Source organism: Streptomyces sp. NPDC003393 (assembly GCF_053589015.1).
In genome coordinates this window covers 167679-193880 of the sequence record NZ_JBSFRB010000009.1, presented here as the reverse complement: position 1 = coordinate 193880, position 26202 = coordinate 167679, and the positions used below count along the sequence as shown (strand labels likewise).

Annotated in this window: 19 protein-coding genes; 9 read left to right on the top strand and 10 right to left on the bottom strand. The window is 71.9% G+C overall.

Annotated features, from left to right (window positions below; genetic code table 11):
• Positions 1-119: 119 nt before the first annotated feature.
• Positions 120-812: a ribosome hibernation-promoting factor, HPF/YfiA family gene (hpf, locus tag ACWDUZ_RS12740; protein ID WP_451631823.1), complete on the top strand. Its 693-nt coding sequence runs from the start codon at positions 120-122 to the stop codon at positions 810-812.
• 207 nt (positions 813-1019) lie between these two features.
• The gene (locus ACWDUZ_RS12735; RefSeq protein ID WP_451631822.1) at positions 1020-1766 is read left to right on the top strand and encodes a response regulator; all 747 of its coding nucleotides are present in this window, start codon (positions 1020-1022) and stop codon (positions 1764-1766) included.
• 37 nt (positions 1767-1803) lie between these two features.
• On the opposite strand, the gene ACWDUZ_RS12730 is transcribed toward ACWDUZ_RS12735, so the two are convergent.
• Both ACWDUZ_RS12730 and ACWDUZ_RS12725 read right to left on the bottom strand, forming a co-directional pair.
• Positions 1804-3033, bottom strand: a complete 1230-nt coding sequence (locus ACWDUZ_RS12730; protein ID WP_451631821.1) for a winged helix-turn-helix domain-containing protein — start codon at positions 3031-3033, stop codon at positions 1804-1806.
• Between the two features lie 45 nt (positions 3034-3078).
• Positions 3079-3666, bottom strand: a complete 588-nt coding sequence (locus tag ACWDUZ_RS12725) for a GNAT family N-acetyltransferase (RefSeq protein WP_451631820.1) — start codon at positions 3664-3666, stop codon at positions 3079-3081.
• A 295-nt stretch (positions 3667-3961) separates the two neighbouring features.
• Between ACWDUZ_RS12725 and secA the strand changes: the two genes are divergently transcribed.
• The gene (secA, locus tag ACWDUZ_RS12720; protein ID WP_451631819.1) at positions 3962-6778 is read left to right on the top strand and encodes a preprotein translocase subunit SecA; all 2817 of its coding nucleotides are present in this window, start codon (positions 3962-3964) and stop codon (positions 6776-6778) included.
• Positions 6779-6863: 85 nt separating this feature from the next.
• On the opposite strand, the gene ACWDUZ_RS12715 is transcribed toward secA, so the two are convergent.
• Positions 6864-7502 (bottom strand): Rv3235 family protein, encoded by a 639-nt coding sequence (locus ACWDUZ_RS12715; protein WP_451631818.1) that lies wholly within the window; start codon positions 7500-7502, stop codon positions 6864-6866.
• Between the two features lie 312 nt (positions 7503-7814).
• Between ACWDUZ_RS12715 and ACWDUZ_RS12710 the strand changes: the two genes are divergently transcribed.
• From ACWDUZ_RS12710 to ACWDUZ_RS12695, 4 genes are all read left to right on the top strand, one after another.
• Entirely contained in the window at positions 7815-8336 is a 522-nt protein-coding gene (locus ACWDUZ_RS12710; protein ID WP_451631817.1) for a DUF6912 family protein, read from the top strand.
• A 30-nt stretch (positions 8337-8366) separates the two neighbouring features.
• Complete coding sequence (locus ACWDUZ_RS12705) at positions 8367-9035, top strand: HAD family hydrolase (protein ID WP_451631816.1); 669 nt, start codon at positions 8367-8369, stop codon at positions 9033-9035.
• A gap of 612 nt (positions 9036-9647) precedes the next feature.
• Positions 9648-14579 carry an NAD-glutamate dehydrogenase gene (locus ACWDUZ_RS12700; protein ID WP_451631815.1) on the top strand — a complete coding sequence of 1644 codons (4932 nt, stop codon included), beginning with the start codon at positions 9648-9650 and terminating at the stop codon, positions 14577-14579.
• 263 nt (positions 14580-14842) lie between these two features.
• A complete protein-coding gene (locus ACWDUZ_RS12695; protein WP_451631814.1) occupies positions 14843-16357 on the top strand; it encodes a hypothetical protein in 1515 nt (504 codons plus the stop codon).
• A 76-nt stretch (positions 16358-16433) separates the two neighbouring features.
• On the opposite strand, the gene ACWDUZ_RS12690 is transcribed toward ACWDUZ_RS12695, so the two are convergent.
• Positions 16434-17225, bottom strand: a complete 792-nt coding sequence (locus ACWDUZ_RS12690; protein ID WP_451631813.1) for an ABC transporter ATP-binding protein — start codon at positions 17223-17225, stop codon at positions 16434-16436.
• A complete protein-coding gene (locus tag ACWDUZ_RS12685) occupies positions 17218-18132 on the bottom strand; it encodes an ABC transporter permease (RefSeq protein WP_451631812.1) in 915 nt (304 codons plus the stop codon). Before ACWDUZ_RS12685 ends, ACWDUZ_RS12690 begins: the two co-directional genes overlap by 8 nt.
• Positions 18133-18302: 170 nt before the next feature.
• Between ACWDUZ_RS12685 and ACWDUZ_RS12680 the strand changes: the two genes are divergently transcribed.
• A complete protein-coding gene (locus tag ACWDUZ_RS12680) occupies positions 18303-18938 on the top strand; it encodes a TetR/AcrR family transcriptional regulator (protein WP_451631811.1) in 636 nt (211 codons plus the stop codon).
• Positions 18939-19135: 197 nt separating this feature from the next.
• On the opposite strand, the gene galE is transcribed toward ACWDUZ_RS12680, so the two are convergent.
• The 4 genes from galE to ACWDUZ_RS12660 form a co-directional block, all read right to left on the bottom strand.
• On the bottom strand, positions 19136-20116 hold the full coding sequence (galE, locus tag ACWDUZ_RS12675) for a UDP-glucose 4-epimerase GalE (protein ID WP_451631810.1): 981 nt from the start codon (positions 20114-20116) through the stop codon (positions 19136-19138).
• A gap of 131 nt (positions 20117-20247) precedes the next feature.
• Positions 20248-21873 carry a glycosyltransferase family 2 protein gene (locus tag ACWDUZ_RS12670; RefSeq protein WP_451631844.1) on the bottom strand — a complete coding sequence of 542 codons (1626 nt, stop codon included), beginning with the start codon at positions 21871-21873 and terminating at the stop codon, positions 20248-20250.
• Positions 21874-21917: 44 nt separating this feature from the next.
• A complete protein-coding gene (locus ACWDUZ_RS12665) occupies positions 21918-23204 on the bottom strand; it encodes a glycosyltransferase 87 family protein (RefSeq protein ID WP_451631809.1) in 1287 nt (428 codons plus the stop codon).
• Positions 23205-23299: 95 nt separating this feature from the next.
• A complete protein-coding gene (locus ACWDUZ_RS12660; RefSeq protein WP_451631808.1) occupies positions 23300-23815 on the bottom strand; it encodes a MarR family winged helix-turn-helix transcriptional regulator in 516 nt (171 codons plus the stop codon).
• 146 nt (positions 23816-23961) lie between these two features.
• Between ACWDUZ_RS12660 and ACWDUZ_RS12655 the strand changes: the two genes are divergently transcribed.
• Positions 23962-24375 (top strand): organic hydroperoxide resistance protein, encoded by a 414-nt coding sequence (locus ACWDUZ_RS12655; protein ID WP_451631807.1) that lies wholly within the window; start codon positions 23962-23964, stop codon positions 24373-24375.
• A 61-nt stretch (positions 24376-24436) separates the two neighbouring features.
• Here ACWDUZ_RS12655 and ACWDUZ_RS12650 read toward each other — a convergent pair whose 3' ends face one another.
• The gene (locus tag ACWDUZ_RS12650; RefSeq protein ID WP_451631806.1) at positions 24437-25996 is read right to left on the bottom strand and encodes a hypothetical protein; all 1560 of its coding nucleotides are present in this window, start codon (positions 25994-25996) and stop codon (positions 24437-24439) included.
• Positions 25997-26202: the final 206 nt, after the last annotated feature.

Below are 26202 nucleotides of genomic sequence, written 5' to 3'. Positions count from 1 at the left end.
CCCATGGGGGAGGAGGAGGTGGACGTCACCGAGTCCGAGGTTCCGGGCGTCACCGGAACCGGGTGCGAAAGGGAGATGCTCCGCCGACACAGCGGAGCGATCCGGGAACGGAGTTCTGCGTGGACATCGTCGTCAAGGGCCGCAAGACCGAGGTGCCCGAGCGGTTCCGCAAGCACGTGGCCGAGAAGCTGAACCTGGAGAAGATCCAGAAGCTCGATGCCAAGGTGATCAGCCTCGACGTCGAGGTGTCCAAGGAGCCCAACCCCCGACAGGCCGACCGCAGCGACCGGGTGGAGATCACGCTCCGCTCCCGCGGTCCGGTGATCCGGGCGGAGGCAGCGGCCAGCGATCCGTACGCGGCGCTCGACCTGGCGGCGGAGAAGCTGGGGACCCGGCTGCGCAAGCAGCACGACAAGCGCTTCTCACGCCGTGGCGCGCGCCGGATCCCGGCAGCCGAGGTCGCCGAGCACGTCCCGGGCGCGGCGGTGCTGAACGGCGGCGGACTGACCGCCGCGGAGGCCGAAGCGGGCCAGGTGCCCACCAAGAAGGTCGGCTCGCTCGAGGTGCAGGGGGAGGGCCCCCTCATCGTCCGCGAGAAGACCCACGTCGCCGCTCCTATGACCCTCGACCAGGCGCTCTACGAGATGGAGCTGGTCGGACACGACTTCTATCTGTTCGTCGACTCCGAGACCAAGGAACCCAGCGTCGTCTACCGGCGGCACGCCTACGACTACGGCGTGATCCACCTCAGGACGGACACGATGATCACTCAGGAGAACTCTCCCGAGGCGGGCGGCACGCTCGGCGGCTGACCCACCCGGCCGACAGCTGAGCCGGTGCCCCTGGTGCGCACGTGCGCCCCCAGGGGCACCGGCGTGCGACCCCTTCGCGCACCGCTCGGTCGCCGCAGTGTCGGACGGACATGGAATCATGGCCGCAACGGCCCAACCGCTGGGCCGTTGCCTTGGGTTGGCCATGGCACCGCACACCAGGCCACAGCCTCAGGGGGAGGAACAACGATGACGGACAGCTTCGGACCGATCCGGGACGAGGATGCCGACGGCGGTGTCGTCGGCATGGGCCCGGAGGTGGGCGCGACCCGCAAGGAGCCGATCAGAGTCCTTGTCGTGGACGACCACGCCCTCTTCCGCCGCGGCCTGGAGATCGTGCTCGCCGCCGAGGAGGACATCCAGGTCGTCGGTGAGGCGGGCGACGGCGCCGAGGCCGTGGACAAGGCGGCCGACCTGCTGCCCGACATCGTGCTGATGGACGTGCGGATGCCCAAGCGGGGCGGGATCGAAGCCTGCACCTCCATCAAGGAGGTCGCCCCCAGCGCCAAGATCATCATGCTGACGATCAGTGACGAGGAGGCCGACCTCTACGACGCCATCAAGGCGGGCGCGACCGGCTACCTCCTCAAGGAGATCTCCACGGACGAGGTGGCCACCGCCATTCGCGCGGTGGCCGACGGCCAGTCGCAGATCAGCCCGTCCATGGCCTCCAAGCTGCTCACCGAGTTCAAGTCGATGATCCAGCGCACCGACGAGCGCCGGCTGGTCCCCGCTCCCCGGCTGACCGACCGGGAGCTGGAGGTCCTCAAGCTGGTGGCCACGGGGATGAACAACCGGGACATCGCCAAGGAGCTGTTCATCTCCGAGAACACGGTGAAGAACCATGTCCGCAACATCCTGGAGAAGCTTCAGCTGCACTCCCGGATGGAAGCGGTGGTGTACGCGATGCGGGAGAAGATCCTGGAGATCCGCTGACGCCTCGGAGCGGTAGACCCTCAGGCCGGGCCTGTCCTCAGGCCACGGCGCGGGCCAGCTCCCGGACGAGGGGCTCGCGCAGTTCGGGAGCCTCCACCCGCTCGACCCGTACGTCGGTGCAGTCCACCCAGCTCGCCGCCTCGACGAGCGCCTGGGCGACGGCGGACACGGACCGGGCGTCCTCCAGGGTGACCTGCTTGGCCACGAGGGTGCGGCCCGCACGCGCGGGGTCCACCCGGCCGACGAGCCGGCCACCGGCCAGCACCGGCATCGCGAAGTAGCCGTAGACCCGCTTGGGCCGGGGGACGTAGGCCTCCAGGCGGTGGCTGAAGCCGAAGATGCGCTCCGTGCGCGCCCGCTCCCAGATCAGGGAGTCGAAGGGGGACAGCAGAGTGGTGCGATGGCGGCCGCGCGGTGGCGCCGCGAGCGCCGCCGGGTCCGCCCAGGCCGGCTTTCCCCAGCCCTCCACCGTGACCGGGACCAGGCCCGACTCCGCTATCACCGCGTCGACCTGCTCGCCCTTGAGACGGTGATAGTCGGCGATGTCCGCGCGGGTGCCCACGCCCAGGGACTTCCCCGCCAGGCCGACCAAGCGCCGCAGGCACTCGGTGTCGTCCAGTTCGTCGTGCAGCAGGTCCGCGGGGACGGCGCGCTCGGCGAGGTCGTACACCCGCTTCCAGCCGCGGCGCTCGACGCAGACCACCTCGCCGTACATCAGGGCCCGCTCGACGGCGACCTTGGCGCCGGACCAGTCCCACCACTCGCTGGTCCGCTTGGCCCCGCCCAGCTCGGTGGCCGTCAGCGGCCCCTCGGTGGTCAGCTGCTTGACGACCTGGTCGTAGGCGCCGGCGGGCAGCTCGTGGTTCCAGTGCGGGCGGTTGCGGTAGGCGCGGCGGCGGAAGGCGAAGTGGGGCCACTCCTCGATGGGCAGGATGCACGCGGCGTGTGACCAGTACTCGAAGGCGTGGGGTCGGGCCGGAGGGGCGCCGACGGTGCCGTGTGCCGGAGGCGTGGCGGTGGACCGCGTCTTCCAGTAGGCGTTCTCGACCGTCGTGCGGCCTGTCGCGCCGAGGCGGGCGTAGGGGATGAGCTCGTGGGAGCGGGCGAGCACGGAGATGGTGTCCAACTGGACTGCGCCGAGCCGGCGCAGCACGCCGCGAACCCCGGACCTGCGGTCGGGGGCGCCGAGGAGGCCTTGGGCGCGCAGGGCGATGCGGCGGGCTTCGTCCGCGGAGAGGTCGAGGGCGGGACGCGGGGCGGTCGTCATGCTCGGCACGATAGAACGCGGCACTGACAGTGGGCGATGACCTGCTCATTCGCCGGGCGGCCGACGGGCGGGAAGGTAGGGCGCGGTCGACGGCAGGCCCAGGTCCGACGGCAGCAGGGAACCCACCCAGCAGTCCCGCCGCACTCCCTTGTTGTTGATCGCCGAGCGCAGGACCCCCTCCACGGTGAAACCCGCCCGTTCGGCCACCGCCCGGGAGGCGTGGTTGCCGACCTCGGCACGCCACTCCAGCCGGTCCACGGCGACCTCCGTGAAGGCCCAGCGGGCGGCGGCGCGGACGGCCTCGGTGACATAGCCGTTGCCGCGGTGCTCCTTGGTCCCCCAGTAGCCGACCTCGGCCTCGCCCAGCGAGCGCCTGGTGATGCCGAGCATGCCCGCCAGGTCTCCGGCCGGTTCGGGGAGGAAGAGGCCGAAGGTGAACATCGAGCCGTCGGTCCAGCCGTCGGGGACCAGCTGCTCGGTGAAGCCCCGGGCGTGCTCGGGCAGGTAGGGGGAGGGGATCGTGGTCCAGCGCTGGATGTCGGGATCCTGCGCGGCGGCGTACACGGCGTCGGTGTCCCGGCGGCCGACGGTGCGCAGGAGGAGGCGGTCCGTGGTGAGCGTGACGGGTTCCATCGGCCGATTCTGCTCGGGGGTGCGGGGGGACGCCATTGTTTTCCGGGCGCGTGAGCGCCCGGTCACGATCCGCGCAATTCGTGACGGCGGTGCGGCACCATCCGCGCCTCCTGGCCGTTGTCCCCTGTGAAGGCGATTCTGAACACGAGCGTGAAGGCGAAGCGGAGCAGCGGACGCGTGCCCCAGCGGCAGGCCCTCCCGGGTTGGCGGGGTCCTCGCATACGATGGCCGTTGCTCAGCCAAGTCACATGGCAACCGACCGTCCCAGGCCCGACCGGCAAGGAGACCAACCCAAGTGTCCGTCCTCACGAAGATCATGCGTGCAGGCGAAGGCAAGATCCTGCGCAAGCTGCACCGCATCGCGGACCAGGTCAACTCCATCGAAGAGGACTTCGTCGACCTCTCCGACGCCGAGCTGCGGGCCCTCACCGATGAGTACAAGCAGCGTTACGCCGACGGCGAGTCCCTGGACGACCTGCTGCCCGAGGCCTTCGCCACGGTGCGCGAGGCCGCCAAGCGCGTCCTCGGCCAGCGCCACTACGACGTGCAGATGATGGGTGGCGCCGCCCTGCACATGGGCTACGTCGCCGAGATGAAGACCGGTGAGGGCAAGACGCTCGTCGGCACCCTGCCCGCCTATCTGAACGCCCTCTCCGGAGACGGCGTCCACATCGTCACGGTCAACGACTACCTGGCCGAGCGCGACTCGGAGATGATGGGCCGCGTCCACAAGTTCCTGGGCCTCTCGGTCGGCTGCATCCTCGCCAACATGACGCCGGCCCAGCGCCGCGAGCAGTACGGGTTCGACATCACCTACGGCACGAACAACGAGTTCGGCTTCGACTACCTGCGCGACAACATGGCGTGGTCGAAGGACGAGCTCGTCCAGCGCGGCCACAACTTCGCCATCGTCGACGAGGTCGACTCCATCCTGGTCGACGAGGCCCGTACGCCGCTGATCATCTCCGGCCCCGCCGACCAGGCCACCAAGTGGTACGGCGACTTCGCCAAGCTGGTCCTGCGCCTGAAGAAGGGCGAGGCGGGCAACCCCCTCAAGGGCGTCGAGGAGACCGGCGACTACGACGTCGACGAGAAGAAGCGCACGGTCGCCATCCACGAGTCCGGTGTCACCAAGGTCGAGGACTGGCTGGGCATCGACAACCTCTACGAGTCGGTCAACACTCCGCTGGTGGGCTACCTGAACAACGCCATCAAGGCCAAGGAGCTCTTCAAGCGCGACAAGGACTACGTCGTCATCGACGGCGAGGTCATGATCGTCGACGAGCACACCGGCCGTATCCTCGCCGGCCGCCGCTACAACGAGGGCATGCACCAGGCGATCGAGGCGAAGGAAGGGGTGGACATCAAGGACGAGAACCAGACGCTCGCCACGATCACCCTGCAGAACTTCTTCCGCCTCTACAACAAGCTCTCCGGCATGACCGGTACGGCGATGACCGAGGCCGCCGAGTTCCACCAGATCTACAAGCTCGGCGTGGTCCCGATCCCGACCAACCGGCCGATGATCCGCAAGGACCAGTCGGACCTGATCTACCGCACCGAGGTCGCCAAGTTCGAGGCGGTCGTCGACGACATCGCCGAGAAGCACGAGAAGGGCCAGCCGATCCTCGTCGGCACCACGTCCGTCGAGAAGTCGGAGTACCTCTCGCAGCAGCTGAGCAAGCGCGGCATCCAGCACGAGGTGCTCAACGCCAAGCACCACGAGCGCGAGGCACAGATCGTCGCCCAGGCGGGCCGCAAGGGCGCCGTGACGGTCGCGACCAACATGGCCGGCCGTGGTACGGACATCAAGCTCGGCGGCAACCCCGAGGACCTCGCCGAGGCGGAGCTGCGCCAGCGCGGCCTCGACCCCGAGGAGCACATCGAGGAGTGGGCCGCTGCCCTGCCCGCCGCCCTGGAGAAGGCCGAGCAGGCCGTCAAGGCCGAGAAGGAGGAGGTCGAGAAGCTCGGCGGCCTCTACGTGCTCGGCACCGAGCGGCACGAGTCGCGCCGGATCGACAACCAGCTGCGCGGGCGCTCCGGCCGTCAGGGCGACCCGGGCGAGTCCCGCTTCTACCTCTCCCTCGGCGACGACCTGATGCGCCTGTTCAAGGCCCAGATGGTCGAGCGTGTGATGTCGATGGCGAACGTCCCGGACGACGTGCCGATCGAGAACAAGATGGTCACCCGCGCGATCGCCTCCGCCCAGTCGCAGGTCGAGCAGCAGAACTTCGAGACCCGTAAGAACGTCCTGAAGTACGACGAGGTCCTCAACCGCCAGCGCGAGGTCATCTACGGCGAGCGGCGCCGCGTCCTGGAGGGCGAGGACCTGCACGAGCAGGTGCAGCACTTCATGGACGACACCATCGACGCCTACGTCCAGGCGGAGACCGCCGAGGGCTTCCCGGAGGACTGGGACCTGGACCGGCTGTGGGGCGCCTTCAAGCAGCTGTACCCGGTGAAGGTCACCGTGGAGGAGCTGGAGGACGCGGCCGGCGACCGGGCCGGTCTGACGGCCGAGTTCATCTCCGAGTCCATCAAGGACGACATCCACGAGCAGTACGAGACGCGCGAGGCCCAGCTGGGCTCCGAGATCATGCGTGAGCTGGAGCGCCGGGTCGTGCTGTCGGTCCTGGACCGCAAGTGGCGCGAGCATCTCTACGAGATGGACTACCTCCAGGAGGGCATCGGCCTGCGCGCCATGGCGCAGAAGGACCCGCTGGTCGAGTACCAGCGCGAGGGCTTCGACATGTTCTCCGCGATGATGGACGGCATCAAGGAGGAGTCCGTCGGCTACCTGTTCAACCTGGAGGTCCAGGTCGAGCAGCAGGTCGAGGAGGTCCCGGTCGAGGACGCCGTGCCGTCGCTGGAGAAGGAGCCGCAGGACGTGGTGCCGGCCCAGGCGGGCGCGCGTCCGGAGATCCGGGCCAAGGGCCTGGACGCGCCGCAGCGCCGTGACCTGCACTTCTCCGCGCCGACGGTGGACGGCGAGGGCGGCATCGTGGAGGGCGAGTTCGCCAGCGACGACGAGCCGGTCCGCTCCGAGGCCGACGGCCTCACGCGCGCGGAGCGCCGCAAGCAGGCCAAGGGCGGTCGCCGCCGCAAGAAGTGACGGCCGGGCCGCGGAGAGCGGGCCGTAGGACCGGGCAGTGACAGGGGAAGGGCCGGGCATCCCGAGGGTGCCCGGCCCTTCCGTGTCATCGGGTGACCGCGCGCGGGACGCCGTGGGCGCCCAGCTCCACTGCCGTGCAGCGCCAGCGGCGGTCGCGGCCCCGCTCCAGGCGGAACGCCATCGCCCGCAGCTCCTGCCCGGCCCCGATCCGGGCGAAGGCCTCGACGGCGCCCGGGCGGGGCTCGTAGTAGCCGATGTCGCGCACCACGGGGCGGGTGCCGCGGGCACGCAGAGGGCCGCGCTCGGCGAGCCGGGCCAGTTCGTCGTAGGCACGGCCGGCGGTGTGCCGGAGCATCCAGTGGACGGGACGCTGCCCGCTCAGAACCGCGAGGAGCCGGTCGGCGAAGAGGTCGGCGGCCAGAGGGACGGCGGCGGCAGCGGCGGGGTGGACCGGCGTCGCCGGGAGGCTCGAGGCGCTTGACGCGTTCGAGGTGCTTCGGGTGCGTGAGGTGGCGGTGGAGCCGGTCGGCGGGCGGTTGTCGGCCGGGGCGGTGCGGACCGGGCTCGTGCCGCGCGGCGAGCCGGGCGGGCGTCCTCCGTTCATGGTGCGGGCCGGGCTGCCGCCCGGGGTGCGGGGCGGGGCGCCACCGGGGCGGCGTGTGTCGAGACGGCCCGGCGGGCGGGTACCGGGGCGGCGCTGCGCCCTGGTCATGACCTTGTTCATGAATCCCCGTTTCTGTGCTGCGACGCACCGCTCTACCAAGCGGTAACTTTCGGTAGGGGATCTTGTACGGGACCCGCTGCGGCAGGGCAAGGAACGCGGAGCCGGTGTCGGCCGGCCGGGAGGTTCACTCATCCGGGTGGCGGCGGGCGCCGTAACGCCCGGGAGAACAGGGCCGTACCGGGTGAGAGGGGAGGCACGGGGTGGACGCGTCGGAGGGTGCGGCCGTGGGCACGAAAGAGGGGTCCCGCACGTATCCTGAAGGGCGTCTCCCGGAGCCCTGCGGAGCCCTCCGACACGAGAAAGCGGCCAGCCATGCGCGTCTACGTCCCCCTGACCCTCCCCGGCCTCGCCGAGGCGTACAAGACGGGGGAGCTGGGGGCCGGGCCGCTCGTCGCCCACGCCGTCACACCCGCCCTGCGCGAGTGGTACCTCTCCGACGACATGGAGGAGCTGGAGTACGCCGCGCTGAACAGGGCCGCGCTGGCCTCGCTGCGGCTGCTGGCCGCGGATCCGGACGCACCGCGCCGCCGGGTCGTGATCGCCGTGGACGTACCCGACGCCGCCGCGGTCGCCGACCCGGACCGGGGGCTCGACCCCGCGGCCGTCGGCGAGGTGCGGGTGACGGGGACGGTGCGGCTGGCCCAGGCGGCCGCCGTGCACGCCGACCTGGACGACGCCGAGGCGGACGTGAGGGCGGCGGCCGAGGCGCTGCCCGCGGCGGACGCCGGGGACGACGACGCGCAGTTCGTCGTGGACGGGGCCGAGGACCACGAGCTGCTGTGGTACGCCACGCAGGAGATCCCGAACCTGGTCGGGTCCGGCGAGGGGTCCTGATTGTCAGCGGTGGCGGGTACGTTTTCCGGCATGGGGATGCAGTCAGGGGCGCACATCGTCTGGGACTGGAACGGCACGTTGTTCCACGACAACGACGCGATCATCGGCGCGACGAACGCGGCGTTCGCCGAGCTCGGCCTGGAGCCGATCACGCTGGAGCAGTACCGAGCGCTGTACTGCGTGCCGGTGCCGAGGTTCTACGAGCGGCTGATGGGCCGGCTGCCCACCGACACCGAGTGGCAGCTCATGGACGCGGTCTTCCACCGGCACTACACCGAGCACCGGAGCCGCTGCCGGCTGACCGAGGGGGCGGTGGAGCTGCTGACGGGGTGGACGTCGGCCGGGCACAGCCAGTCGATCCTCAGCATGTACGGGCATGAGGACCTGGTCCCCCTGGTGCGGGGTTTCGGGATCGAGCCGCACTTCATACGCGTCGACGGGCGGACCGGGCCGTCCGGCGGCAGCAAGGCGGAGCACATGGTGCGGCACCTGGGCGCGCTGGGCGCGAGGGTGAACCCCACGCGCACGGTGGTCATCGGGGACGCCGCCGACGACGCGGTGGCCGCACGGCACGCGGGGGCACGGGCGGTGCTGTACACCGGCGGCTCGCACGGCCGTGCCAGCCTCGAGGAGGTCGGTGTGCCGGTGGTGGACACCCTCCAGGAAGCGGTCGCCGAGGCCCAGCGCCTCGCGGCGTGATCCGCCGCCTCGCGCCGTACGGCTGCACCGTGCGGGCCTCCGCACCGTGCTGCGCGCCGGTTCCGGCCCCGCGCCATTCCGGCCCCGCATCGTGCCGACCCTGCGCAGTGCTGCCCCGAGCCGTGCGGCTCGCCAAGCCCGTGGGGGCCCGGACAGGCGCGTACGTCCTCTTCGCCGCCCGTGCCCCTGTGCAGAACGTCAAAGTTCCACCCCAGGTTTTGTACACATACGGCTCATGACGGGTTACCCGTGAAGAGCGATAGCCTTGTGGCGTGATCAGCGCGATAGGTCGCGGGGGCATCCCAGCCTCCGCTCTGCGCCCGGTGTTCACGGACGACATCCGTGACCGGGCGGCGGTCGCTGGTCCTCGCGGGCGGGACGGGGCCTGGACGGCCCCCAGGACGCCGCGTCAACCCCGACCGGCGACGCCGCCGAGAGCAGTGTCACATCCGTCGGGCGCGTCGAAGATGGCCGATAACCCCCCGCTCATCTCACCCCACGGCATAGCGTCGGAAGGGACCGGACACCCCGGACCGGGACGTCACGACCAAGGGGAAGAGACCGTACTTCCTTCAACGTCACGCAACGGCGCGCGACAGGAGCCAGAGGACAATGCAGACCAAGCTGGACGAAGCCAAGGCCGAGTTGCTCGAGAGGGCCGCTCGGGTAGCTGAGAACAGTCCGGCCGGGGGGCACCTCCCGACCGGGACGACGGACGAGGGTGCCCCGGACCGGGACTCCGTACTCTCGTTCCTCCAGCGCTACTACCTGCACACCGCCCCGGAAGACCTTGCCGACCGCGACCCGGTCGACGTCTTCGGAGCCGCCTTCTCCCACTACCGCCTGGCCGAGGTGCGCCCGCAGGGCACGGCCAACGTGCGGGTGCACACCCCGACCGTCGAGGAGAACGGCTGGACGTGCAGCCACTCCGTCGTGGAGGTCGTCACCGACGACATGCCCTTCCTCGTCGACTCGGTCACCAACGAACTGACCCGGCAGGGACGCGGCATCCACGTCGTCGTCCACCCGCAGTTCGTCGTCCGCCGGGACCTGACCGGCAAGCTGCTCGAAATCCTGCCCAGCGCTCCGGCCGGCGAGCCGATGCCGCACGACGCGCACTTCGAGTCCTGGATCCACGTCGAGATCGACCGCGAGACCGACCGCGCCGACCTCAAGCAGATCACCGCCGACCTGCTGCGGGTGCTCTCCGACGTCCGCGAGGCCGTCGAGGACTGGGAGAAGATGCGCGACGCGGCGATCCGCATCGCCGAGAGGCTGCCCGAGGAGACTCTGCCGACCGACCTGCCCGAGCAGCAGGTCGAGGAGGCCCGCGAGCTGCTGCGCTGGCTGGCCGACGACCACTTCACCTTCCTCGGCTACCGCGAGTACCAGCTGCGCGACGACGACACCCTGGCCGCGGTGCCCGGCACCGGGCTGGGAATACTGCGCTCGGACCCGCACCACGCCGGGGAGGACAAGCACCCGGTCAGCCCGTCCTTCGAGCGGCTGCCCGCCGACGCCCGCGCCAAGGCCCGTGAGCACAAGCTGCTCGTGCTCACCAAGGCCAACAGCCGGGCCACCGTGCACCGGCCGTCGTACCTGGACTACATCGGCGTCAAGAAGTTCGACGACAAGGGCGAGGTGATCGGCGAGCGCCGCTTCCTCGGCCTGTTCTCCTCCGCCGCGTACACCGAGTCGGTGCGCCGTGTCCCGGTCATCCGCCGCAAGGTCGAGGAGGTCCTGAACCTCGCCGGGTTCTCGCCCAACAGCCACGACGGCCGCGACCTGCTCCAGATCATGGAGACGTACCCGCGCGACGAGCTGTTCCAGACCCCGGCCGCCGAGCTGGAGCCGATCGTCACCTCCGTCCTCTACCTCCAGGAGCGCCGCCGACTGCGGCTGTACCTGCGCCAGGACGAGTACGGGCGCTACTACTCCGCCCTCGTCTACCTCCCGCGTGACCGCTACACCACGGGCGTGCGCCTGCGGATCATCGACATCCTCAAGGAGGAACTCGGCGGGACCAGCGTCGACTTCACGGCCTGGAACACCGAGTCGATCCTGTCCCGGCTGCACTTCGTCGTCCGCGTCCCGCAGGGCACCGAGCTGCCGCAGCTGTCCGACAGCGACAAGGAGCGCATCGAGGCCCGCCTGGTGGAGGCCGCCCGCTCCTGGGCCGACGCGTTCTCCGAGGCGCTGACCGCCGAGCTGGGCGAGGAGCGCGCCGCCGAGCTGCTGCGCCGCTACAGCAACGCCTTCCCCGAGGGCTACAAGGCCGACCACACCCCGCGCGCCGCGGTGGCCGACCTGGTCAACCTGGAGCAGCTCGACGAGGACAAGACGTTCGCGCTGAGCCTGTACGAGCCGGTGGGCGCCGCCCCGGAGGAGCGCCGGTTCAAGATCTACCAGAAGGGCGGCTCGGTCTCCCTCTCGCGGGTGCTGCCGGTGCTCAGCCAGCTCGGCGTGGAGGTCACCGACGAGCGGCCGTACGAGCTGCGCTGCGCGGACCGTACGACGGCGTGGATCTACGACTTCGGTCTGCGGGTGCCGCTCCAGGCCGCCGGCGGGGACTACCTCGCCGACGACGCCCGTGAGCGCTTCCAGGACGCCTTCGCCGCGGCCTGGACCGGCAAGGCGGAGAACGACGGGTTCAACGCGCTGGTGCTGAGCGCCGGGCTGAGCTGGCGCCAGGCGATGGTGCTCCGCGCCTACGCGAAGTACCTGCGCCAGGCGGGCTCCACCTTCAGCCAGGACTACATGGAGGACACCCTCCGCAACAACGTCCACACCACCCGTGTGCTCGTCTCCCTGTTCGAGGCACGGATGGCGCCCGAGCGGCAGCGCGCCGGCCACGAGCTGGTGGACGCCCTGCTCGAAGAGGTCGACGCGGCCCTGGACCAGGTGGCCTCCCTGGACGAGGACCGGATCCTCAGGTCCTTCCTGACGGTCATCAAGGCGACCCTGCGGACGAACTTCTTCCAGAAGAACGGCGCGGGCGCGCCGCACGACTACGTGTCGATGAAGTTCGACCCGCAGGCCATCCCGGACCTGCCGGCGCCGCGCCCGGCGTTCGAGATCTGGGTGTACTCGCCGCGGGTGGAGGGCGTGCACCTGCGCTTCGGCAAGGTCGCGCGCGGCGGCCTGCGCTGGTCCGACCGGCGCGAGGACTTCCGCACCGAGATCCTGGGCCTGGTCAAGGCGCAGATGGTGAAGAACACCGTCATCGTGCCGGTGGGCGCCAAGGGCGGTTTCGTCGCCAAGCAGCTGCCCGACCCGAGCGTGGACCGGGACGCCTGGCTGGCCGAGGGCATCGCCAGCTACAAGACGTTCATCTCGGCGCTGCTCGACATCACCGACAACATGATCGCGGGCGAGGTCGTGCCCCCCAAGGACGTGGTCCGGCACGACGGCGACGACACCTACCTGGTGGTCGCGGCCGACAAGGGCACGGCGACGTTCTCGGACATCGCCAACGAGGTGGCCGAGTCCTACGACTTCTGGCTCGGTGACGCCTTCGCCTCCGGCGGCTCCGCGGGCTACGACCACAAGGGCATGGGCATCACCGCCCGCGGCGCCTGGGAGTCGGTCAAGCGCCACTTCCGGGAGCTGGGCGTGGACACCCAGTCCCAGGACTTCACGGTCGTCGGCATCGGTGACATGTCCGGTGACGTGTTCGGCAACGGCATGCTGCTCAGCGAGCACATCCGCCTGGTCGCCGCCTTCGACCACCGGCACATCTTCGTCGACCCGGACCCCGACGCGGCCACCGGCTACGCCGAGCGACGCCGCCTGTTCGACCTGCCGCGCTCCAGCTGGGCCGACTACAACACCGACCTGCTGTCGGCCGGCGGCGGGATCTTCCCGCGCAGCGCCAAGTCGATCCCGGTCAACGCGCACATCCGCGAGGCCCTCGGCATCGAGGACAAGGTCACCAAGATGACCCCGGCCGACCTGATGCGGGCGATCCTCAGGGCCCCGGTGGACCTGCTGTGGAACGGCGGCATCGGTACGTACGTCAAGGCATCGTCCGAGTCCCACGCCGACGTCGGCGACAAGGCCAACGACGCCATCCGCGTCGACGGCGGGGACCTCAGGGTCCGCGTCGTCGGCGAGGGCGGCAACCTCGGCTGCACCCAGCTGGGCCGGATCGAGTTCGCGCAGACCGGCGGCAAGATCAACACCGATGCCATCGACAACAGCGCGGGCGTGGACACCTCCGACCACGAGGTGAACATCAAGATCCTGCTCAACGGCCTGGTCGCGGACGGCGACATGACCGTCAAGCAGCGCAACAAGCTGCTCGCCGAGATGACCGACGAGGTCGGCGCCCTGGTGCTGCGCAACAACTACGCGCAGAACACCGCGATCGCCAACGCGCTCGCCCAGTCCAAGGACATGCTCAACGCACAGCAGCGCTTCATCAAACACCTGGTGCGCGAGGGCCACCTGGACCGGGCGCTGGAGTTCCTGCCCACCGACCGCCAGATCCGCGAGCGCCTCGCGCAGGGCCAGGGCCTGACCGGCCCGGAGACGGCCGTGCTCCTGGCGTACACAAAGATCACGGTGTCCGAGGAGCTGCTGGCGACCTCGCTGCCGGACGACCCGTATCTGCGCGAGCTGCTGCACTGCTACTTCCCGTCGGCGCTGCGCGAACAGTTCGCCGACCGGATCGACAGCCACCCGCTGCACCGCGAGATCACCACGACCGTGCTGGTCAACGACACGGTGAACACCGGTGGCACGACGTATCTGCACCGGCTGCGGGAGGAGACCGGCGCATCGCTGGAGGAGATCGTCCGGGCGCAGACCGCGGCCCGTGCGATCTTCCGCTCGGCGCCGGTGTGGGACGCGGTGGAGGCGCTGGACAACAAGGTCGAGGCCGACGTCCAGACCCGGATCCGGCTCCACTCGCGCCGGCTGGTCGAGCGCGGCACGCGCTGGCTGCTGAACAACCGGCCGCAGCCGCTCCAGCTGACCGAGACGGTGGAGTTCTTCGCCGCCCGGGTGGAGCAGGTGTGGGCCCAGCTGCCCAAGCTGCTGCGCGGCGCGGACCTGGACTGGTACCAGCAGGTCTACGACGAGCTGTCCGCCGCCGGTGTCCCGGACGAGCCGGCCACCCGGGTGGCCGGGTTCTCCGCCGCCTTCCCGGCGCTGGACATCGTCTCCGTGGCCGACCGCATGGGCAAGGACCCGATGGACGTCGCCGAGGTGTACTACGACCTCGCCGACCGGCTCGCCGTCACCCAGCTGATGGACCGCATCATCGAGCTGCCGCGTGCCGACCGCTGGCAGTCCATGGCCCGCGCGGCGATCCGCGAGGACCTGTACGCGGCGCACGCGGCCCTGACGGCGGACGTGCTGGCCGTCGGCAACGGCACCTCCACGCCGGAGCAGCGGTTCAAGGTGTGGGAGCAGAAGAACGCGCCGATCCTGTCGCGGGCCCGCACCACGCTGGAGGAGATCCGCAGCTCGGACGCGTTCGACCTGGCCAACCTGTCGGTGGCGATGAGGACGATGCGCACGCTGCTGCGGACGCACTCGTAACGCGCACGGCCGGGGCCTGTCCGCAGAAAGGCCCCGGGCACCGGCGAAGAGCGCCCCGGGCCGCGACGGCAGGCCCGGGGCGCCCTCATGCCGTCCTCCTGCCGCTCGTTCTCCGCTCTCCGCTCTCCGCTGTCCGGCGCCCGGCGCCCGGCGCACGGTGAATATGCACTTTCCCGTCAAACGGGACTATTCGGATAAAGTGGCGCGCGTGATGCGCATGGCAGTGAACTGCAGGGAGAGCCGTCCGGCCGCGCAGGCCCCCGATGCGCGCCGCGCCGTCTGAGGCCCGTCCCGCGGGCAGAGCCGCGCGGCGGCCGTCGATCTCCGCGAGACGGTCCCTCGTCCCCCAGGCCGCCGCCGCGCTTGTGGTCGCCCTGCTGATCCCGGTCGTCGTCCGGCTGCCGTGGGCCGGAGACCTGGGCATGCACGCGGCCACCGTCGAACGCCTGCGCCACAGCCTGCTGCACCCCGGCAATCCGCTCGTCGCCGCCGACTCCCCGAGCCCGTACTACTCCCCCTGGATGGTGCTGCTCGGCTGCCTCGCGCGGGCGAGCGACTGGTCGGTCTTCGCGGTGCTGCGGCTGGCCGCCCTGACCGGGCTGGCACTGCTGGTGACGGGCGTGTGGCGGTATGCGCGGACCCTGTGCACGCACCCGGCCGCGCCCGCCCTGGCCGCACTGAGCCTGGTCCTGCTGTGGGGCACCGTCCTGATCAACTGGAGCGGCTTCATCGCCCTGAACTCCCTCGCGCTGACGGTGTCGTACCCCAGCGTGTTCGCCCTCGGTCTCGCCTTCCACCTGTGGGCCTGGCTCGCCCGTGCGCTGCGCGGGCCGAGCGGGTGGGGGGTGTGGCTGGGGCTCGGGGCGCTGTGGGCGGTGATCCTGCTCTGCCACCAGTTCACCGGGTTCGTCACCACGCTGGGCGCTCTGGCCGCGGTGATCGCCGCCCGGCCGCCACGCCGGACGGGGCGGCGGCTCGCCGCCGGCGCCGCGCTGGGCCTGCTGTTGCTGTGGCTGTGGCCGTACTACGACTTCTTCGCGCTGTTCTCCGTCGGCGGCGACCTGGAGGAGGTGCACCGCGCGCTCTACGAGCACTTCACGGGCCGCTACTGGCTGGCGCTGCTCGGGGTGGCCGCGCTGGCCGCGCGGTGGCGGCACGACCGCCGGGACCCGCTGGTGGTCTTCTTCCTGCTGGGCACGCTGGTGTGCGCGGCGGGCTTCGTCAGCGGCCACTACGCCTGGGGGCGGGCGCTGCCCGCCGCACTGGTCCCCGCCCAACTGGCCGCCGCGCTGGCCGTGGTGCAGGGCGGCCGGCGCGCGGTGCGGATCCGCTGGGCCTGGGCGCTGGCCGCCGCGCTCGCCGTGGGCGCCTGGACCCAGGCCGGCATGCTGGGTTACGTCGTCGGGCGGGGTGCTCTGCCCGGCGCGCTGGCCGCCCGCTACACACAGCCGTGGGCGGGGTACCCGTGGATCACCCGGCACGTGAGGTACGGGGATGTGGTCATGGCCCGCGACTTCGCCGCCCAGCTGATCCCCGCCTACGGCGCCTACACCGTCGCCCCCGGCTACCCGGAGTTCTTCCTGCCGGACACCGCCCGGCGCGAGAAGGCCGTCCAGCGTTACTACACCCGTGCCACACCGCCCTCCGTCCGCGCGGACATCCTGCGCACGTACGACGTGCGTTGGGTGCTGGACGACGCCGAGCCGATGCGGTCCCCGGGGCTGCGCCCGGTGACCCACGGGCCGGACGGCGAGGTGCTGTACGCGGTCGCGCCCTGACAGACGACGGTCCGACGACAGGCCCGGGGGGGGGGGGGGACCCGTCCGGCGCCGCCCGCGCTCGTGATCAATACACCTAGGACCTGCCGGCGGTGAACGCCTCGTAGGCCGCCAGGACCTGCTCGGTCGGGCCGTCCATGCGCAGCACACCGCGCTCCAGCCACAGCACGCGCTCGCAGGTGTCGCGGATGGAGTTGTTGTTGTGGCTGACCAGGAACACCGTGCCGGCGTGCTTGCGCAGCTCGCGGATGCGTTGCTCCGAGCGCTTCTGGAAGGCGCGGTCGCCGGTGGCCAGGGCCTCGTCGATGAGCAGGACGTCGTGGTCCTTGGCGGCGGCGATGGAGAACCGCAGCCGGGCCGCCATGCCGGAGGAGTACGTGCGCATCGGCAGGGTGATGAAGTCGCCCTTGTCGTTGATGCCCGAGAAGTCGACGATCTCCTGGTAGCGCTCCCTGATCTGCTCCCGGGGCATGCCCATGGCGAGTCCGCCCAGGTGGACGTTGCGCTCGCCGGTCAGGTCGTTCATCAGCGCCGCGTTGACGCCGAGGAGCGAGGGCTGGCCGTCGGTGTAGATCCTGCCGCTCTCCACCGGCAGCAGGCCCGCCACCGCCTTGAGCAGCGTGGACTTACCGGAGCCGTTGGTGCCGATCAGACCGATGGCCTCGCCCTTGTAGGCGACGAACGACACCTTCCGAACGGCGTGCACCCGACGCACGCCCGCCGTCTTCTCGGCCTTCCCCGGGCGCAGGATGCGGTTGAGGGCGGCGGTCGCGGAGCCGCGTCCACCGCCGGTGCCGTGCACCCGGTAGACGATGTCGACCTTGTCGGCGACGACGGTGGGGATCCTCTCGGTGCCGCGCTCAGCCACGCCCGTACCTCTCCTCGGCCTTCCAGAAGTAGACGAAGCCGCCGACGCCGGCGAGCAGTGCCCAGCCCACGGCGAAGGCCCACACGTGGTGCGGGAGCTGGTCGGCGTGGAAGCTGTCGATCAGCGCGAAGCGCATCAGGTCGATGTAGACGGCGGCCGGGTTGGCCGGCAGCAGCACCTCCACCGCATGCGGCAGGTCGCTGTCGCGCAGCGTCGCGTCGATGCTGAACATCACGCCCGAGACGTACATCCAGGTGCGCAGGACGAACGGCATCAGCTGGGCCATGTCCGGCGTCTTGGCGCCCACCCGGGCCATGATCATCGAGATGCCGGCGTTGAAGACGAACTGGAGGAACAGCACCGGGATCGTCAGGACCCAGGACGGACCGGCCGGGACGCCGGCGCAGAACAGGATGATCACGAGCGCGGCCATCGAGAACAGCAGCTGCTGGAGCTGCTGGAGCGCGAAGGAGATGGGCAGCGCGGCGCGCGGGAAGTGCAGGGCCCGCACCAGACCGAGGTTTCCGGAGATGGCCCGGGTGCCCGCCATGACCGAGCTCTGCGTGAACGTCCACACGAACACGCCCGTGACCAGGAACGGGATGTAGTCCCGCACGCCGTGCTTGGTGCCCATGAGCACGCCGAAGATGAAGTAGTAGACCGCCGCGTTCAGCAGCGGGGTGGCCACCTGCCACACCTGGCCGAGCTTGGCCTGGCTGTACTGGGCGGTCAGCTTGGCGGTGGCGAAGGCGGTGATGAAGTGGCGGCGCGCCCACAGTTGACGGAGGTAGGCCGGCAGGGAGGGGCGGGCGCCGCTGACGGACAGGCCGTGGCGGGCGGCGAGCGCCGCGAGGTCGTCCTCGGTCTCGGCCGGGATCGTGGGCGGTGTGTGGAGGACCTGGCTCACATCCGCTGCTTTCGTCGGGAGGAGGGGGTGCGGACGTCCGGTTCCCGCGTCGGCCGTCCGTTTCCTTACCGTTCTCTTCGCGTTCTCTTACGTCGGGACGGGACCGTATCGTCGCAACGTGAGCGTACGGCCGGCGACGTCGGGACGCAACCGTCTCGTCCTGACGCCGTATGCTGGTCGGCATGACGACGAACTCCGGCGAACCCCAGACGCGTCCGCGCCGCGCCCCCGCCGGGGCGGCCGTACTCCGTGCGGACGTCACGGAGGCGATCCGGGCCGCGGTCTTCGCGGAACTGGCGTCCGTCGGCTACGCGCGGATGTCCATCGAGGGCATCGCGCGGCGCGCGGGGGTCGGCAAGACGGCCGTGTACCGCCGTTGGCGCTCCAAGCTGCACCTGGTACTCGACGTCGTCTCCGCGCTCGCGGTCCAGGGCCTGCCCGCACCCGACACCGGCGCCCTGGAGTCCGATCTGCGCCTGCTCTACGAGGTGACCTCGCGCGCCCTGCGCCACCCCGTGGCCTCGCAGGTCATCCCCGACCTCCAGGCCGAGGCGGCCCGCAACCCCGACATCGCCGAGGCCATGCGGAAGGCCCTGCGGGACGGCCAGGAGGGCGTCGCCAGCAGCATCCTCGCCGCGGCCGGACAGCGCGGCGAGATCCGCCCCGGGCTCGACCGCGACCTCGCCCTCGACCTGATCTCGGGTCCGCTGTACTGGCGCGCGGTCGTCATCCGCTCGCCGAAGCTCCCCAAGGGCTACCTGGACGCCCTGGCCCGGGGCACCGCGGAGGCGCTCAAGGCGCTGTGACGCCGCCCGACGGGCACCCGGAGCCTTCCGGAAAGCCGGATGGACCGCACGGGTGGTTCCCGGAACGCGCCCGGGCCCGCCGAAGCGCGCCGCCGGAAACGGGCCCGGGGAGCGCAGGAGCGTGCGACCGGAAGGCCCGGGGCGCGTGACCGGGAAGGACACGCGGCGGTCGAGCCGGCCGGACCGGTTCGCGTCCGTCAGTCGCGGGCCGCCTGCGGGTGGTGGCGCAGCCAGCCCTGCCAGGCCGAGGTGATCATGTCATGGACGTCGTGGCGGGCCTTCCAGCCCAGCTCGGTGGCGATGCGGTCGGCGGAGGCGACGACGCGGGCCGGGTCGCCGGGGCGGCGGGGGGTGACCGTCGGGGCGCGGTGGTGGCCCGTGACGGCGTGGACGGTGTCGATCATCTCGCGCACCGACACGCCCTCGCCGCGGCCGATGTTCAGGGTCAGGTCGAGGCCGGGCGAGGACTGGAGCGCGCGGGCCGTGGCCACATGGGCCTCCGCGAGGTCCACCACGTGGATGTAGTCGCGGATGCAGGTGCCGTCGGGCGTGGGGTAGTCGTCGCCGAAGATGCGCGGGGGCGCGTTCTCCGTCAGCTTCTCGAAGACCATGGGGACGAGGTTGAACACACCGGTGTCCGCCAGCTCCGGGCTCGCCGCGCCCGCCACGTTGAAGTAGCGCAGGCACGCCGTGGACAGGCCCGAGGCCCGGCCGGTCGCGCGGACCAGCCACTCGCCCACCAGTTTCGTCTCGCCGTACGGGCTCATGGGCGCGCAGGGCGTCTCCTCGGTGACCAGGTCCACGTCCGGCATCCCGTACACGGCGGCCGAGGACGAGAAGACGAACGCCCGGACATCCGCCGCCGTCGCCGCCTCCAGCAGGACGCGCAGGCCCTCGACGTTCTCCCGGTAGTAGCGCAGCGGCTGCTCCACCGACTCGCCCACCTGCTTCTTCGCCGCCAGGTGCACGACGCCGCTGACGTCGTGCTCGGCGAGGACCCGTGCCAGGCGGTCACCGTCCAGCGTGGAGCCCGCCACCAGCGGGACACCGTCCGGGATCCGGGCGGCGTCACCGGTGGACAGGTCGTCGTACACCACGGCCCGCTCGCCCGCCCGTGTCATCGCACGGACGACGTGCGCTCCGATGTAGCCGGCACCGCCGGTGATCAGCCAGGTCATGTCGGGCGTCTCCTCGTCGGTCGAGTCGGTGCTGGAAGGGGGAGTCGGTCGGAACCGGCGGGAACCGGCAGGACGGGCCTCGGTCGTCCGGAGCCGGGTGGGCGCGGCGCCGTGCGGGACGCCCGGCCGGCTCAGGGCAGCAGGCGGCGGAGTCTGTTGCGGAGCACCGTGGCGGCGCCGCGCACACCGGTCGCCACGCGTACGGCGAGCGCGCCGGAGTGCGTGGCGTAGGGCTGGGCCAGCAGGATGCCGAACCTCAGGCTCGGCACCATGCGGCGGCGCAGCAGCCCGGCGCCCGCGCGGGCGTGCGCCGTCATCCGCCGGGAGGTGCCGTCGGCGAAGTGCAGCCGCAGGCGCAGGTCCCACGTCCCGGCGCCGAGCGCCGCCAGGTCCACGGGTGTCTCGGCCGACCAGCTGTCTTCGCGGGAGTGCGTCAGGGGGACGGTGGTGCGCCGGGCCGGCCGGTCCGTCTCCCGGTGCCGCCACTCCACCTCCAGCTCGCGGGGGCCCGCGGCGGCCACCCGGCCGTACATCTCGTGCAGACGCAACCGCAGCACGGTGGCACGCGCGCGGGGGCGCAGTGCCGCGTCCACGCAGAGCGGCAGGAGGTGTGCCGGCCGGCTCCGGCACGACTCCAGGGTGACCTGGGGCAGATCGTCCGCCCAGACGGGCGCGGAGTGCCGGTCCCGCGCGTAGGGCGGGCACAGCCGGGCCGGGCGGGCGGCGAGCTCCTTCAGCCGGGGCAGGTCGCGGGGCTCGGGCGAGGCCAGGATCACCCGAGCGAGGAGCCTGCCGGGCGCCGACGGGTTGACGGTCCAGTCGGCCGCGTCGTACTCCGTGAGGTACTCCCGCGTGTGCGTCCACCACGCGCGCCGGTACTCCGCGTCGCGCAGGTGCAGCTCACGGGCGTACATGCGCAGTTCGTGGTCGAGGAACTTGGTGCGGGCGGCCCGCGCGAGCTCCTTGCGCCCGGCCCCCAGCAGGATCCCGTACGCCTGTCGGCTCGCCTCGATGCGCGCCCGCCAGTTGTCGACGTGCGCGCGGTCCAGCGAGATGGACAGCCGGTCGGCGGAGCGCCGCACGTGCCACAGGTAGACCCGGTCGGGAACGAGGGCCGTCCGAGGCCCGGCGGCCAGCACCCGCGCGGTGAACACGAAGTCCTCGTAGGGGAAGCGGCCGTCGGGGAAGCGGATGTCGTGCCTGCGCAGGAAGTCGGTGCGGTACAGCTTGTTGACGCAGAGGGTGTCGTGGACCAGGGCGGGCAGCCGCTCGGGGCGCGTCAGCACGGTGCCGCGCTCGTACAGTGAGGCCTGCCAGGGCACTTCGCGGCCCGAGGGCAGTTCCCGGCGCACGCACAGGCCGGCCGAGACGTCGGCGCGCTCCTCCTCGGCGGCCGTGAGCAGTGCGTTCACCGCGCCTGCCGGCAGCTCGTCGTCGCTGTCCAGGAACATCACGTACGGCGAGGTCACCGCGTCGATGCCGGTGTTGCGCGGGCTGCCGCAGCCGCCGCTGTTGGTCTCCCGCCGGATCACCCGCAGTCTCGGCTCGGCCGCGGCGAGGCCGGTGAGAAGTTCGTGACTGCCGTCCGTCGAGCAGTCGTCGACGGCGACGACCTCGCGGACGGCGGGGCCCTGCGCGAGCGCCGAGCGCACCGCGTGGGCGATGTGGGCGGCGTCGTTGTATCCGATGACGACGACGCCGACGTGGGGTGTCGGTCGGTGGGGCTCGTCGGGGCTCTGGCTCTGGTGGGGGTGCATGGAGTCCACGGGCAGGGAATCGTAGGTAGGGACGGCGTCTCCCGTCAGGAGACAGTCGGCGTCCGGTGCGGAAGACGGTATGGATCGGGCTCGGGTTCCCGTGCGGGTACCCCGGGATCGGTCGAGCGCCACAACCGGACGAACGAGAGTACCGCTGCCGAGGCGAGCAGACCGTTGCGTACGAGCATCAGGGCGCGCCCCGTCCAGGTGCAGCCCGCCACCTCGGCGTAGAAGATCGGGTAGGCGATCACGCTGACCAGGCTCGCCGCCGCGATCAGCGCCGCCACCGGGCGCTGCGCGGTCTGCCGTGACGTCAGACACACCGCGGCCAGCCCGAGCAGCCAGACCATGTACTGCGGGCTGATCACCCTGCTGGTCGCGGTGAACAGCAGCACGGCGCTGAGCGCCGCGTCGTAGGGCGTCGCCGGGGTGCGGTGCCGGGCCCTCGCCCGCCACAGCAGCAGCAGGGCGAAGGCCACCGCGGACAGCGCCAGTGCCAGATGCGCCACGGTGGTCACGTGCGGCCCGGTGAACTCCAGCGCGCCGTACTGGTAGCGCACGGTCCCCGGCCAGCCGGCGTGTGTGGCGAGGGCCAGCGCCGTGCCGCCGAACGACTCGATCTGCACGCCCCGGCCGCCCTGTTGGCGCACGAAGGCCAGCGGGTTGCGGAACACGCCGGCGAGCAGCAGGCCGACGGCGGCCCCCGTGGCCGCCGCCCACGTCCACGCCGAGCGGCCGGCACGGCCCCGGGGCGTGCCCAGCAGCACCAGCGCGGGCCACACCTTCACCAGGGCGCCCAGCGCGGCCACCGCGCCGCACGCACGCGGTGAGCGCCCCAGGGCCAGCAGGGCGAGCACGGCGACGGCGGTGACCTGGACGTCGTAGCGGGCCAGGGGGAGGTGCAGCAGCAGCGGCAGGCCCAGCGTCCAGTAGCCGGCGCCGCGCAGGGTGCCGCCGGGGCGGGTGCCCGCGCGGGCCAGTGCCAGCGTGATCAGGGCGTCGGCGGCCAGGGTGAGGGCCACGAACCCCTGGAAGTACGTCAGGCCGGGCAGCAGCGCCGGCGTCAGCAGCACCACGCCGGCGCCCGGCGGGTACTGCCACATCGTGTCGTGTGCCGGGAAGGCGCCGTGGGAGAGGACGGTGGACCAGTTCCGGTACAGCAGCCACACCTCGCGCGCCACCGCGCTCCGGTCCAGCAGGGGGAGCCAGTCGTGCGTGAGCAGCCACAGCATCAGGGTGCGGGTGAGCAGCCAGGCGGCCGTCAGGGCGAGGAGGCGGTGTCCGGCCCCCGCACGCGTGAGGGTGCGCGGCACGCTCCGGAAGGCACTCATCACGGCTGATCGTAGAGCGCGCGCATGCCGTGTTCGTGCCGATACGCCGTCGCCCCGGTGAAGACGGGGCCGACAGAGTCACACAGGAGGCGCGGTCACCCGCAGTCCGGTGCCTCCTCCAGTGCCGCCGCGTCGAGCGCACCGGTGAGCCGGTCGAGCCGGGCGCGCAGGTCGAGGATCTCCTCGAGGGTGAAGCCGGTCGCGGCCATGATCCGGCGCGGCACCAGTGCGGCGCGCTCGCGCAGCGCCGCGCCCTGGGCGGTGGGCAGCACCTCGACCGACCGCTCGTCCCGGGTGCTGCGCTCCCGGCGCACCAGACCGGCCGCCTCGAGCCGCTTGAGCAGCGGGGAGAGGGTTCCGGAGTCCAGGCGCAGGTGCTCGCCGAGCCGCTTCACGGGCGTCCGGCCGTGCTCCCACAGCACCAGCATCACCAGGTACTGGGGGTAGGTGAGCCCCAGCTCCTTCAGCAGGACGCGGTAGACGCCGGTGAAGGCGCGCGAGGCCGCGTGCAGCGAGAAGCAGACCTGGTGCTCCAGGCGCAGCCAGTCCTCCTCCGGTCCGGCGTCGGGCACGGCGTCCGGCGGGGCGCTGGGCGGAACCTCGGTCGTCATGTCCGCAAGGATAGCCGGGCGTCATTAAGTTGTGCACAACTGAATTGCGTGCTCTACTTGTCACCGGACACCAGGACATCCGGTCCGGGGCCGTCCGAGCGACGTCGCACGACGTCCGCACACACTTTTCGAAAGGGATGGTTTCCATGGACGCGCTCTACACCGCCGTCGCCACCGCCACTCACGGCCGCGAGGGCCGCGCCTACACCTCCGACGGCAAGCTGGACGTGCAGCTCGCCCCGCCGGTGGAGCTCGGCGGCAACGGGCAGGGCACCAACCCCGAGCAGCTGTTCGCCGCCGGCTACGCCGCCTGCTTCGCCAGCGCCCTCGCCCTGGTCGGTCGCCAGGCCAAGGTGGACGTGAGCGACGCCGCGGTCACCGGCGAGGTCGGCATCGGCAAGCAGGGCGAGGGCTTCGGGCTCGCCGTCACCCTGCGTGTCGAGCTGCCCGAGAGCGTGGACCGGGCCACCGGCCGCAAGCTGGTCGAGCAGGCCCACCAGGTCTGCCCGTACTCCAACGCCACCCGCGGCAACATCCCGGTCGAGCTCGTCGTCGAGTAGCAGGCCGGCCGGGGCCCACGTCGCCGCCGGGCCGCACGGCCCGCCTCGCCCCGGGCCCCGGTCATCCCGCGACCCGCGCCAGCACCTCCCCGGTCCGCCGGCTCCACGCCACCACCACCGCCTCCGGCGGCGCCGTACGCCACCGCGGCAGCAGCAGCCAGCGCACGTGGTAGCGGCGGACGACGGCGGCACGGACGGCGCGGGTCGTCGCCGGGTCGAGGTAGGCGCGGACGGCGGCGGCCCGCCGCAGCCGCTCCCGCTCGTCGAGCGCGGTGTCCGGCCAGTACGGCGCGACCAGGTTCACGCCGTACCCGGCGACGGAGTGCCGCGCGTAGTAGCCGTCGGCGAGCACCACGTCACCGCGCCGCATCCACCGTGCCGCCCAGTCGTAGGACGGCCAGCGCGGCGGCTGGTCGAAGCCGACGGGATCCAGCGAGCGCGGCACCACCGCCCCCGCCTGCACGCTGAGGAAGCCCACACAGGCGCCGGCGGCCGCGAACGTGCCCAGCAGCCGGCGCCACGGCGCCCACGGGCGGGGCGCCGCGAGCTCCACGGCGAGTGCGAGCTGCGGTCCCAGCAGGGCGGGGCCGAGGATCCGGCCGTAGGTGAAGTGGCCGCTGACCCAGCCGTACGCCACCACGAGGCAGTCCAGCACGAACATCAGCACCAGCGGATCCCGCCCCCGTGACCGGCGTGCCCGCCGCCACAGGGCCGGCCCACCGATCAGGGCCAGCCAGAAGTGCCCGGCCAGGTCGTCGTAGAGCACCCGGTGCACCCCGTCCAGCCGGTCGTCCCCGACCAGCGCGAACACGTCGAAGTACGGCCAGCTCCCGGCGAGCGCGAGCGCCACGGCCGCGGTCAGGAGCCAGCGGCCCGCCACCCGGGGCCGCCACCCGCGCTGCAAGGCCGCCACGCACGCCAGGGCCCCCAGCGCGGCGGCCACGAACGTGATCGGGTGCGCCAGCAGGATCAGTCCGTACAGGGCGCCCAGCCCCGCGTAACCGCCGAGCCCGCGCAGCCCGCTCGGCCCCACGAACCGCACGCCTTCCCCGTCGCGCGCCCGTTCGGCCGTCAGCGCCCACGCCCACAGCGTCAGGCCGAGCGCGAACGCCGACGGATAGCCGAGGTTCTGCGTCATCGCCATCAGCGCGAGGTAGCCGCTCCACGAGGCCCGCTCGGTGCCCCACAGCAGGGTCACCGCGCCCAGTGCGAGCACCGGAGCCCACGGCCGCGGGGTCAGCGCCCGCACGAACCGCCCGAGCCCGGTCAGCAGCACCAGCAGGTTCAGCGGCCCGGCCAGGCGCAGCACATGCCGGCCGGACAGCCCGGTCCATCGGGCGAACACGCCCTCCGCGAGGGCGTATGGCGAGTAGTACGAACTGCCCGCGCCCGGCAGGTCCGCCATCGGATGGCGGGGATGCAGCAGATCGGCCCTGAGGCGTTCGATCACCGCCGCATGCTGGCCGGCATCGCAGCACTGCGGCAGGCGCCAGTACGCCAGCGTCATCACCAGCCAGAACAGGGCGCCGCACACCTGGTACGGGCTCGGGCGTCGCGCGCGGCCGCCCAGCGCGGCCGCTCCGCGCGCGGAGCGCCGCAGGACGAGGGCGCCGCTGCTCACCGGACCGGAACCGGGAAGCGGGCCGCCACCGGGCCGGGGGTGGAGACCGCCAGCGGCCCGGAAGGGAGGACGAACAGGGATCTACGGAACATTAACCGTATATTCCCACTATCTTCCGCCGGGTCGGCGACCCCCGTCCCCGGTCACCTCATCGGGTGAGCGGGTTCCGGTCACGGCGCGCCGATGCTTCCCGCCCGTCCCCGCGG